General features: G+C 67.1%; 9 protein-coding genes and 1 pseudogene. 7 read left to right on the top strand and 3 right to left on the bottom strand.

The features are described 5' to 3' along the window. Window positions 1-187: pseudogene (locus J3476_RS23155) on the top strand (HNH endonuclease); the annotation flags it as partial. A gap of 291 nt (window positions 188-478) precedes the next feature. Here J3476_RS23155 and J3476_RS23150 read toward each other — a convergent pair. Together J3476_RS23150 and J3476_RS23145 are read right to left on the bottom strand one after the other, a co-directional pair. Further along, a complete protein-coding gene (locus J3476_RS23150) occupies window positions 479-763 on the bottom strand; it encodes a hypothetical protein (RefSeq protein WP_207068678.1) in 285 nt (94 codons plus the stop codon). 261 nt (window positions 764-1,024) lie between these two features. Beyond that, on the bottom strand, window positions 1,025-1,300 hold the full coding sequence (locus tag J3476_RS23145; RefSeq protein ID WP_207068677.1) for a hypothetical protein: 276 nt from the start codon (window positions 1,298-1,300) through the stop codon (window positions 1,025-1,027). Between the two features lie 448 nt (window positions 1,301-1,748). Between J3476_RS23145 and J3476_RS23140 the strand changes: the two genes are divergently transcribed. The 6 genes from J3476_RS23140 (at window position 1,749) to J3476_RS23115 (ending at window position 11,213) form a co-directional block, all read left to right on the top strand. Next, a complete protein-coding gene (locus tag J3476_RS23140; protein WP_207068676.1) occupies window positions 1,749-2,168 on the top strand; it encodes a TM2 domain-containing protein in 420 nt (139 codons plus the stop codon). After that, window positions 2,158-2,571, top strand: a complete 414-nt coding sequence (locus tag J3476_RS23135) for a DUF2752 domain-containing protein (RefSeq protein WP_207068675.1) — start codon at window positions 2,158-2,160, stop codon at window positions 2,569-2,571. Before J3476_RS23140 ends, J3476_RS23135 begins: the two co-directional genes overlap by 11 nt. Window positions 2,572-2,654: 83 nt before the next feature. Further along, window positions 2,655-7,211, top strand: coding sequence for a glutamate synthase large subunit (gene gltB, locus J3476_RS23130; protein ID WP_207068674.1), 4,557 nt, complete (start codon window positions 2,655-2,657; stop codon window positions 7,209-7,211). Then, on the top strand, window positions 7,204-8,712 hold the full coding sequence (locus J3476_RS23125; RefSeq protein ID WP_207068673.1) for a glutamate synthase subunit beta: 1,509 nt from the start codon (window positions 7,204-7,206) through the stop codon (window positions 8,710-8,712). Before gltB ends, J3476_RS23125 begins: the two co-directional genes overlap by 8 nt. 25 nt (window positions 8,713-8,737) lie before the next feature. After that, a complete protein-coding gene (gene pyk / locus J3476_RS23120; RefSeq protein ID WP_207068672.1) occupies window positions 8,738-10,156 on the top strand; it encodes a pyruvate kinase in 1,419 nt (472 codons plus the stop codon). Between the two features lie 187 nt (window positions 10,157-10,343). Beyond that, window positions 10,344-11,213, top strand: coding sequence for an acyl-CoA thioesterase II (locus J3476_RS23115; RefSeq protein ID WP_207068671.1), 870 nt, complete (start codon window positions 10,344-10,346; stop codon window positions 11,211-11,213). Here J3476_RS23115 and J3476_RS23110 read toward each other — a convergent pair. Continuing rightward, on the bottom strand, window positions 11,210-11,713 hold the full coding sequence (locus J3476_RS23110) for a DUF4190 domain-containing protein (RefSeq protein WP_207068670.1): 504 nt from the start codon (window positions 11,711-11,713) through the stop codon (window positions 11,210-11,212). The genes J3476_RS23115 and J3476_RS23110 overlap by 4 nt on opposite strands.

Here is an 11,713-nt window from a genome sequence, read left to right as displayed (position 1 = left end):
CGGCGCCGGCGCCGAACCGGCAACGCCCCACCGCTGCATGATGATGCCCACACGCCGCACCACCCGCGACCAGGACCGCCGCGCCCGCATCCACCACGAACGACGCCAACGCCTCGACATCAACACCGAACACCAACGCCAACACCAAGCCTGGCTCGCCGCCACCTACGAACCACCACCCTTCTGAGAGCATCGGCTCTGGCGCTTGAACCATGGCCGAGCCCCACTTCACCGGCAGCGAGGCGCGGGACTCCTGCCCGCCCCCGCTATCTACCCCCGCCGTGACAGCACGGGCGTCCGTGTCGCGATGCTCACGGCGGCGGGGCTGGGCCCGGCCTGCTCGGCATTTTGATGCCCGCTCATGCCCGCTTTCGATGACGCGATGTACCTGACCGAGGTCAGGTGCGAGCTGCCCCCGATCACCGTTGCTCAAGCGCCCGCCCCACAACGCCGCAGAGCGGGCTTTCTGTTGCCAGAGTTAGAAGGTGACGTCGACGTCGCAAATGCGGTAGAAGCTCAGTTCGATATTGTCCAAGTTCAGTCGTGGATCGTCAGAATCGACCCAGACCGTCCACGAGCCGTCCCGAGAGCACCGCACTTCCACCTGCTGCTTGTCCCACCCCAGCAGCGGTGCGATGAGCTCCGAAAAGATCAGTGTCGGAGTGAGGCGTGTGATCGAGGCCAGCCCGAGCGAGACGACATACTTCCTGCCCTTCGGCAGTGCGAGATACCAGCGCGCGAAGGAATCCCCCCTATTCCCCATGGAGATGACAGTAGAACGCGCGGTTGAACTCCACTAGGTGATCTCAACGAAACCGTGCCCGGCTGACGGTCGAGTGGACACGGGGGCCCGGTTAGGGCGCCAGTTGGACATGACGGGCCGGGGGACACCTAGACCCCGAACCTCGGTGCGGTGCAAACGCCGCGACCGAGCCGCGGCAACTCCGCCGATGAGAAGCTTTACGACACCGCATCAGAGCTGTCGGGCAATCACGACGAGAACTTAGGGCGCGAAGGTGAAGGGCTAGGTCGTGCACAGCTCCACGGCGAACGATTCGAGATCCTGAGACTTGAGTTCGTATTCTTCTTTGCTGAAAGTCCGTTCGACATCACGGTCGCCGCAGGTTATATGCACCGTCTGATCGTCAGACTGCAGCAGCGGGTCCACCATGGATACGATCAGTCCGGCAGGCACGATCGTGCTCAATGCCAGCCCGAGCGAGATGACGAACTTCGTTCCAGTCGGCAGTGCGGTAAGCCACTGCGCGAATCTGTCTCCCCAACTTCCTCTACCCCCCATGAAACTGAGGGTAGAACGCTCGGGCCCTGCATGTGAACTGCTGCATCGAGGTGATAGCGCCCAGCAATAGGGTTCAGGGTGCGGGATCTCGATGGCATCGGCACCGAGGTGAGCTTGCTGCGTGTGATGCGGCGGGTGATCAGCGAGTGCGGAGGTGTCCACCGCGGTCGTGGACGGCTGTTGGATTAGTGCAAATGCGCCCCGCGGCGAATAAACAGCCCTGAAGTCGTGTCGGAAAGCGGCAGCAAGGTCGGAGACGGAGCTGCCGACTAGAGATTCGAGGAGAGGACCACCAGTAGCGGTGCGATGAGCTCCGAAGCGATCAATGCAGAAGTGAGGAGCGTGCTCGAGGCCAGCCCGAGCGCGTACGCGACTACGAAGCCTGGTCCGCCGGCGCCTATGAACCACCACCCTTCTGAGAGCGCGTCGGCTCTGGCATCCTTGAGCCATGACCGAGCCCCACTTCACCGGCAGCGAGGGGAACTCCTACCCACCGCCGCCGCAGCAGTCCGGCTATCCGCCGCCTGGGCAGTACCCGCCGCCGGGCTCCTACCCGCCGCCGACGGGGCAGTACCCGTCGGGATACATGGATCCTGCCGCGCCCTACGGCCGGCATCCCGTGACCGGCGAACCGTTTTCGGACAAATCCAAGGTGGTCGCCGGCCTGCTTCAGCTGATCGGGTTGTTCGGGCTCGTCGGAACCGGCCGCATCTACATGGGTGACACCAAACTCGGCGTCATACAGCTCGTCGTCGGCTTGATCACCTGCGGTCTGGGCGCCGTCATCTGGGGCATCATCGACGCGGTCCTGATCCTCACCGACAAGGTCCGCGACCCGCAGGGCCGCCCCTTGCGCGATGGCACCTGACGCACCCACCAGAACCTGGACGCGGCCGCTCGCCGTCGTCGGCGGCGGCGCGGCGCTGGTGGGCAGCCTCGCCTATGTCGGCCTGGGCAATCCGCACAGCGCAGACTTCGTCTTCCCGCCCTGTCCCTTCAAGGCGCTCACCGGATGGAACTGCCCGGCCTGCGGCGGACTCCGGATGACCCATGACCTGTTGCACGGAGACCTGGCGGCGGCGTTCGTCGACAACGCGTTCGTCCTCATCGGCCTGCCGCTGCTGTTGGCGTGGATGATGCTGCGCCGGTACCGCGGACAATCCGCTGCGAACACCCCCGTGTTCGTGGTCGTCATCGTCGCCGCCGTCGCGTGGACCATCGTGCGTAATCTGCCCGGATTCCCGCTGGTCCCGACTGTTCTCACCGGGTGAGCGCCGACGTGCGCTGATACACTCGATCGACGGGCCGGCGCCGTCCCTGATGTGTTTCTCAGGACTGCGGAGGTGCGCCTTTCATGCTTTTTTCGGCTCTGCCCGAAGCTCAAGGCCTCTACGACCCGGACAACGAATCCGACTCGTGCGGCGTCGCCATGGTCACCGACATCCAGGGCCGACGTTCCCACTCGATCGTCGCCGATGGTTTGACTGCACTCGAGCACCTCGAACACCGCGGAGCGGCAGGTGCCGAACCCAACAGCGGTGACGGCGCCGGCATCCTGATCCAGCTGCCCACCGAACTACTCGCCGCGGTGGTGGACTTTGACCTGCCCGCACCCGCGGAGGACGGTACCAGCACCTTTGCCGCGGGCATCTGCTTCCTGCCCCAGGATCTCACCGAACGGGCCGCCGCGTGCCAGATGGTGCAGGACATCGCGGACGAAGAAGGACTGCAGGTCCTCGGCTGGCGTGAGGTGCCCGTCGACCCCGAGGGTGCCGAGGTCGGCCAGACCGCACTGGGATGCATGCCCTACATGTCCCAGCTGTTCGTCGCGGCGCCCGAACGCAACGGAACCCGTTGTGGTGGAATCGATCTCGACCGGCGTGTGTATCCGCTGCGCAAACGTGCCGAGAATCAGGGCGTCTACTTCCCGTCGCTGTCCAGTCGGACCATGGTCTACAAGGGCATGCTCACCACGATGCAACTGCCCCGGTACTTTCCGGATCTGCGGGACGAACGCTGCGTCAGCGCCATCGCCGTCGTCCACAGCCGCTTCTCCACCAACACCTTCCCGTCGTGGCCGCTGGCGCACCCGTTCCGCTTCGTCGCCCACAACGGCGAGATCAACACCGTGCGCGGCAACCGCAACCGCATGCGCGCCCGGGAGGCCATGCTGGCCAGCGCCAAGATCCCCGGCGACCTGAGCAGGCTTTCGCCGATCTGCACACCCGGAGCCTCCGACTCCGCGTCCTTCGACGAGGTTCTCGAGCTGTTGCACCTCGGCGGGCGTGATCTTCCGCACGCCGTGCTGATGATGATTCCCGAAGCCTGGGAGAACAGCTCGACGATGACGCCCGAGGAGCGCGCGTTCTGGCAGTTCCACGGATGTCTGATGGAGCCTTGGGACGGGCCGGCGTGTGTGACGTTCACCGACGGCACGCTGGTCGGCGCGGTGTTGGACCGCAACGGGCTTCGGCCGGGACGGTGGTGGCGTACGATCGACGACCGCATCATCCTGGCCAGCGAGAGTGGAGTGCTCGACGTGCCGTCGTCCCAAGTCGTGGCGAAGGGACGGCTGCAGCCGGGCAAGATGTTCCTCGTCGACACCGCCCGGGGCCGGATCGTCTCCGACGACGAGATCAAAGAGCAGCTGTCCAGCGCCGAGCCCTACGCCGAATGGCTGCACGCCGGGTTGCTGGACCTCAAGACGCTGCCCGAGCCGGCCCGCGTGGCGCCGAACCATGAATCGGTGGTGCGCCGGCAGGTGTCCTTCGGCTACAGCGAAGAAGATCTGCGCATCCTGTTGACCCCGATGGCGGCCTCCGGGGCTGAGCCACTGGGCTCGATGGGCACCGACACCCCGGCCGCCGTGCTCTCGCAGCGCTCGAAGCTGCTCTACGACTACTTCGTCGAACTGTTCGCCCAGGTGACCAATCCGCCCCTGGACGCCATCCGCGAAGAGGTGGTCACCTCGATGGCGCGCATCATGGGGCCCGAGCAGAACCTGCTCGAACCCTCCGCGGCGTCGTGCCGTCAGATCATGCTGGGCTGGCCGGTTCTCGACAACGACGAACTCAACAAGCTCGTCCACATCAACGACTCCGGAGAACACCCCGGCCTGCGCGCGGCGGTGTTGCGGGGCCTCTACGACGTCGAACGCGGCGGCGAGGGCTTGGCCGAGGCGATCGAGGACCTGAGACTCCGTGCCAGCGAAGCGATCGCCAAAGGCGCACGGACACTGGTCATCTCCGACCGCGACTCCGATCACACCAAGGCGCCGATCCCGTCACTGCTGGCGGTGTCCGCGGTGCACCACCATCTGGTGCGCACCAAAGAGCGCCTCAAGGTGGCGCTGGTCGTCGAAAGTGGTGACGCCCGCGAGGTGCACCACATCGCAATGCTGATCGGTTTCGGTGCCGCCGCGGTGAATCCGTATCTGGCGTTCGAGTCGATCGAAGACCTGATCCGCGAGGGCGAACTGACCGGCATCGAGACCTCGACGGCGGTGCGTAACTACCTCAAGGCGCTCGGCAAGGGCGTGATGAAGGTGATGAGCAAGATGGGCATCTCCACCGTCGCGTCCTACACCGGAGCCCAGGCGTTCGAAGCCGTCGGCATCGACAAGGACGTCATCGACGAGTACTTCACCAAGACGCCCACCCAGCTCGGTGGCATCGGATTGGACGTCATCGCCGAAGAGGTCAAGCTCCGTCACCGCCGGGCCTATCCGGAGAACCCGACCGAGCGGGTGCACCGGCGGCTCGACGTCGGCGGAGACTACGCCTTCCGTCGCGAAGGTGAACTGCACCTGTTCACCCCGGAGGTCGTGTTCCTGCTGCAGCACGCCACCCGCACCGGGCAACACGAGGTTTTCCAGAGGTACTCCGAGGAGGTCAACAGGCTCGCCCGCGAGGGAGGTGCGCTGCGCGGGCTGTTCGACTTCAAGAAGGGTGTGCGACCGCCGGTGCCGCTGGAGGAGGTCGAATCAGCAGATGCGATCGTCACCCGCTTCAACACCGGCGCGATGAGCTACGGCTCCATCTCTGCCGAGGCCCACGAAACCATGGCAATCGCCATGAACAATCTCGGTGGCCGCTCCAACAGCGGTGAGGGCGGTGAGGACGTCGACCGTCTCTACGACCCCCGGCGGCGCAGCGCCGTCAAACAGGTCGCATCCGGTCGGTTCGGGGTGACCAGCGACTACCTGGTCAATGCCACCGACATTCAGATCAAGATGGCGCAGGGCGCGAAACCCGGTGAAGGGGGCCAGCTTCCGGGCTACAAGGTGTATCCGAACATCGCCAAGACCCGGCATTCCACCCCGGGTGTGGGTCTGATCTCGCCGCCCCCGCACCACGACATCTACTCCATCGAGGATCTCGCCCAGCTGATCCACGATCTCAAGAACGCCAACTCGGATGCCCGCATCCACGTCAAGCTGGTCAGCTCCGTCGGTGTCGGGACAGTCGCCGCCGGCGTGTCGAAGGCGCACGCCGATGTCGTGCTGATCTCCGGCTACGACGGTGGCACCGGCGCGGCGCCGCTGACCAGCCTCAAACACGCCGGCGCGCCGTGGGAGATCGGATTGGCCGACACCCAGCAGACGCTGCTGCTCAACGGATTGCGCGACCGGATCACCGTGCAATGTGACGGCGGGATGCGCACCGCGCGCGACGTCATGGTGGCGATGCTGCTGGGCGCCGAAGAGTACGGCTTCGCCACTGCGCCGCTGATCGTGTCGGGCTGCATCATGATGCGGGTCTGTCACCTCGACACCTGCCCGGTGGGGGTGGCAACGCAGAACCCCGAGCTGCGGGCGCGGTTCAACGGCAAGCCGGAGTTCGTGGAGAACTACTTCCGGTTCATCGCCGAGGACATCCGCACGCATCTGGCCGAACTCGGTTTCCGCAGCATCGACGAGGCCGTGGGTCACGCCGAGATGCTCGACACCGCCGAGGGAGTCGCCCATTGGAAGAGCAAGGGGCTGGACCTGTCCCGGGTGTTCGCCGTCCCCACCGACCCCTACGGCGGCGCGGAGGCGCAGCGGCGGCGGGTCCGCGATCAGGATCACGGGCTGGACCTCGCGCTGGACCGCACGCTCATCCAGCTCGCCGAGGGCGCTCTCGAGGACGCCCACCCGGTGCGCCTGGAGCTGCCGGTGCGCAACGTCAACCGCACCGTGGGCACGCTGCTGGGCAGCGAGGTCACCCGCCGCTACGGCGCGCAGGGCCTGCCCGACGACACGATCCACGTCACGCTGACCGGATCCGCCGGGCAGTCGATCGGTGCGTTCCTGCCGCCCGGCATCACGCTCGAACTGATCGGCGACGCCAACGACTATGTCGGCAAGGGCCTTTCGGGCGGACGGGTGATCGTCAAGCCGCAGGACGACGTGCTGTTCCTGCCCGAGGACAACGTCATCGCCGGCAACACTCTGCTCTACGGCGCCACGTCGGGTGAGGTGTATCTGCGGGGCCAGGTGGGTGAGCGGTTCGCCGCGCGCAACTCCGGTGCGCTGGCCGTCGTCGAGGGCGTCGGTGACCACGCGTGCGAGTACATGACCGGCGGCCGCGTGGTGGTGCTCGGCAAGGTGGGACGCAACATGGCCGCGGGCATGTCCGGCGGCATCGCCTATGTGCTGGGGCTGGATCCGCGACGGGTCAACACCGCCATGGTGGAACTGCAACGCCTCGACTCCGAGGACCTGGCGTGGCTGCGCGACGTGGTGGGCCGGCACGCCCGCCACACCGGCAGCACGGTCGCGACGTCGGTGCTGTCCGACTGGCCCCGGCGCAGCGCGCAATTCACCAAGGTCATGCCGCTCGACTACCAACGCGTTCTGGAAGCCACCCGGATGGCCAAGGCCGAGGGCAGGGACGTCGACACCGCGATCATGGAGGCCAGCCGTGGCTGATCCGCATGGATTCCTGGAAGTGCACCGGGTGGACGCGGCCAAGCGTCCCGTCGACGAACGGGTCGGTGACTGGCGCGAGGTCTACGAGCGTCAGGATCCGCATGAACGCGCCGGGGAGGTCTCCCAGCAGGCCCGCCGGTGCATGGACTGCGGAATTCCGTTCTGCCACTCCGGAACAGCGGGTTGTCCACTGGGCAACCTGATCCCGGAATGGAATGACCTGGTGCGGCGCGGCAGGTGGGACGCCGCCAGCGACCGCCTGCACGCCACCAACAACTTCCCCGAGTTCACCGGCCGGCTCTGCCCGGCCCCGTGCGAGGCCGCGTGTGTACTGTCGATCTCCGAGGAGCACACCGGCGGCAGCGTGACGATCAAGCGGATCGAACAGACGATCGCCGACCAGGCCTGGATGGACGGCATCGTCGAGCCGCAACCGGCGGCCATCTCCACCGGCAAGCGGGTCGCCGTCGTCGGGTCGGGACCGGCGGGGCTGGCCGCGGCCCAGCAACTGACCCGCGCCGGGCACGACGTCACGGTGTACGAGCGCGATGACCGCATCGGGGGACTGATGCGGTACGGCATCCCGGAGTACAAGCTGGAGAAGTCGGTGCTCAACCAACGGCTGGCCCAGATGCGCGCCGAAGGCACCCGCTTCGTCACCGATTGCGAGGTCGGCGTCGACGTGCCCGTCGAGCAGTTGCGGGCCCAGCACGACGCCGTCGTGCTGGCGGTCGGGGCGCTGAGGGCCCGCGACCACGACGTCGAAGGCCGCGACCTCAACGGGGTGCACCTCGCGATGGAACATCTGGCGCCGGCGAACAAGGAATGCGAGGGCGACGGACCCAGCGACATCTCGGCCGAGGGCAAGCACGTCGTCATCATCGGCGGCGGCGACACCGGCGCGGACTGCCTGGGCACGGCGCACCGGCAGGGCGCCGCGTCGGTCACTCAGCTGGACTACAACCCCGAACCCCCCGAGTACCGCGACGACTCCCGCACCCCGTGGCCGATGTGGCCGATCGTGCTGCGGACCCGTCTCTCCCCGGCGCACGCCGAGGGTGGCGACCGCCGCTACCAGGTCGCGGTGCAGCGCTTCCTCGGTGACGACGAGGGCAATCTGCGGGCCCTGGAGATCGCCGAGGTGAAGGTCGAACGCGACGAGACGGGGCGTCGCCGCATCTCCCCGGTCGGGGACTCGCTGCAGATCCCGTGCGAGCTGGCGCTGCTGGCGATCGGATTCGAAGGCGTCGAGCGGATGGCACTGCTCGACGGCCTGGGCATCGAGCTGAACAAGCGCGGCGCGGTGCCGTGCGGGTCGGACTGGCAGACCGATGCCCCCGGAGTGTTCGTCTGCGGTGACGCGCACCGCGGCGCCTCGCTGATCGTCTGGGCGATCGCGGAGGGGCGCGCCGCCGCCCACGCGGTGGACACCTACCTGATGGGGGAGTCGGATCTCCCCGCGCCGGTCAGGCCCGGTGCGCTCCCGCTGGCCGTCGTCTGAATCGATTCGCGACTATGCTCAACGAGTGACTAGACGCGGAAAGATCGTCTGTACGCTTGGCCCCGCCACCGCCTCGGACGAAGCGGTCAGAAAGCTCGTCGAGTCCGGAATGGACGTCGCCCGGCTCAACTTCAGCCACGGCGACTACCCCGATCACGAAGCCAACTACAAGCGGGTCCGGTCCGCCTCGGACATCACCGGACGCGCCGTAGGAATCCTCGCCGACCTGCAGGGCCCCAAGATCCGGCTGGGCCGGTTCGCCGACGGCCCCACCTACTGGGCCAACGGCGAGACGGTGCGCATCACCGTGGAGGACTTCGAAGGCAACCACGACCGGGTGTCGACGACCTACCAGCGCCTCGCCGAGGACGCCAAGCCCGGGGACCGGGTCCTCGTCGACGACGGCAACGTGAGCCTGGTCGTCGAGCACATCGACGGCAACGATGTGGTCTGCTCGGTCACCGAGGGCGGCAAGGTCAGCAACAACAAGGGCATGTCCCTGCCCGGGATGAGTGTCTCGGCGCCGGCGCTGTCGGAGAAGGACATCGAGGACCTCGAGTTCGCGCTGCGCCTCGGGGTGGATCTGATCGCACTGTCGTTCGTGCGCTCACCTGCCGATGTCGAGCTCGTCCACGAGATCATGGACCGGGTCGGTCGGCGGGTGCCGGTGATCGCCAAGCTGGAGAAGCCGGAGGCCATCGACAACCTCGAGGCCATCGTGCTCGCGTTCGACGCGATCATGGTGGCCCGCGGCGACCTGGGGGTGGAGCTGCCGCTCGAGGAGGTCCCCCTGGTGCAGAAGCGGGCCATCCAGATGGCCCGCGAGAACGCCAAGCCGGTGATCGTGGCCACCCAGATGCTGGAGTCGATGATCGACAACTCCCGCCCGACCCGCGCCGAGGCGTCCGACGTCGCGAACGCCGTACTCGACGGTGCCGACGCGGTGATGCTCTCCGGCGAGACATCGGTGGGCAAGTACCCGTTCGAGACGGTGCGGACGATGGCGCGCATCGTCTGCGCGGTCGAGGAGAACTCGGTGGCCGCTCCACCGCTGACGCATGTCCCGCGCACCAAGCGCGGGGTGATCTCCTACGCCGCCCGTGACATCGGGGAGCGTCTGGACGCCAAGGCGCTGGTGGCGTTCACGCAGTCGGGTGACACGGTGCGCCGGCTGGCCCGGCTGCACACCCCGCTTCCGGTGCTGGCGTTCACCGCGCTGCCGGAGGTGCGTAGCCAGCTGGCGCTGACCTGGGGAACCGAGACGTTCATCGTTCCGCACATCGAGACGACGGACGGGATGATTCGGCAGGTCGACCGGTCGATGCTGGAGATGGGCCGCTACAAGCGCGGCGATCTGGTGGTCATCGTCGCGGGTGCTCCACCGGGCACAGTAGGCTCCACGAATCTGATCCACGTCCACCGCATCGGGGAGGACGACGTCTAGGGAAAGAGGACGACGATCACGCGGCGAGGTACGAGCCGCGTTGTGGGGGCACCTCCCGCTTGCGGGGGAGAGTCCGACCAGATGGGTACGAGGACGACGATCACGCGGCGAGGTACGAGCCGCGTTGTGGGGGCACCTCCCGCTTGCGGGGGAGAGTCCGACCAGATAGGAAAGAGGGACTGCGCCAGTGTCGTCAAAGGCCGACTTCGACGAATTGCTGGCGATTCTCGATCTCGAACAGCGCGACGAGAACACCTTTGTCGGTGTTCATCCGAGCAGGAACCCGGTTCGGACGTTCGGCGGCCAGATGATGGCGCAGGCGTTCGTGGCGGCGGGCCGCACCCTGAAGCATGCGGTGCCGCCGAGCGCCATGTCGGTGCACTTCATCGCCGGCGGTGACCCGGACATCGACCTGGAGTTCCACGTCGCGCGGTTGCGCGACGAGCGCCGCTTCGCCAACCGGCGCGTCGACGTCATGCAGAAGGGTCAGCTGATCACCACTGCCATGGTGTCCTACCTGGCGGGTGGCCGCGGACTCGAGCATGGGACGCCGGCGCCCGAACTCGGCGACCCCGAGCAGGTGGCACCGCTGGATGAGCTGCTGCGCGGCTACGAGCACGTGGTGCCGCATTTCGTCAACGCACTGCATCCGATCGAATGGCGCTACACCAACGACCCCGCCTGGGTCATGCGTGACAAGGGCGAGCGTCTCGAGCACAACCGGGTCTGGATGAAGGCGCACGGCGCGATGCCCGACGATCCGGTGCTGCACGCGGCGGCGTTGGTGTATTCGTCGGACACCACCGTGCTGGACTCGATCATCACCACCCACGGGTTGTCGTGGGGGCACGACCGGATCTTCGCGGTCACTACCAACCACACCGTCTGGTTCCACCGCCCGGTGCGCTTCGACGAGTGGGTGTTGTACTCGACGACCTCGCCGGTGGCCGCCGACTCCCGCGGCCTGGGCACCGGCCATTTCTTCGACCATTCAGGTCAGCTGCTGGCCACCGTGGTGCAGGAAGGCATCGTGAAGTACTTCCCCGGTCGCTCCTAGGGCGTCGGGGTCACCGTCACGGAGAACTGGTCTTCGACGCGCCGGGTGAACTCCTCGGCGCACTCCTGGACGGCCGCCTGGTCGGAGCCGGCGCGGGTGACGCAGTCGATGTAGTCGGTGCCACCGACCGAATCGAACAGGCCGATATAGATCGGGATGAACACCAGCCCGGCGATGATCGCGACGAATCCGAGCGCGATCCCGGCGATCGCCACCCCGCCGTTGTCGGCTTCGCCGCGCTTGACCCGGCCGCGGCCCAGGAAGCCGAGGATGACGGCGACCACGCCGAGGACGATGCCGCCGGCCACCGACCAGCACAGCAGCAACCCGATGATCGCCAGGATCAGCGCGGTGAGGCCGAGGCCGTTCTTCGGCTCGGACGGCGGCCCGGCGTAACCGGAATAGCCGGGGTACCCGGGATACCCGCCGTAGGGCGGCGGTGGTGGTGGATAGCCGCCCGGATACGCACCGTACTGGGGCGGTTGCGGCGGTTCGCTCAT

This window comes from Mycobacterium sp. PO1, from assembly GCF_017312405.1.
GTDB lineage: Bacteria > Actinomycetota > Actinomycetes > Mycobacteriales > Mycobacteriaceae > Mycobacterium.
The sequence above is the reverse complement of the archived record's forward strand: the minus strand, read 5'-3'. Positions and strand labels throughout refer to the sequence as shown.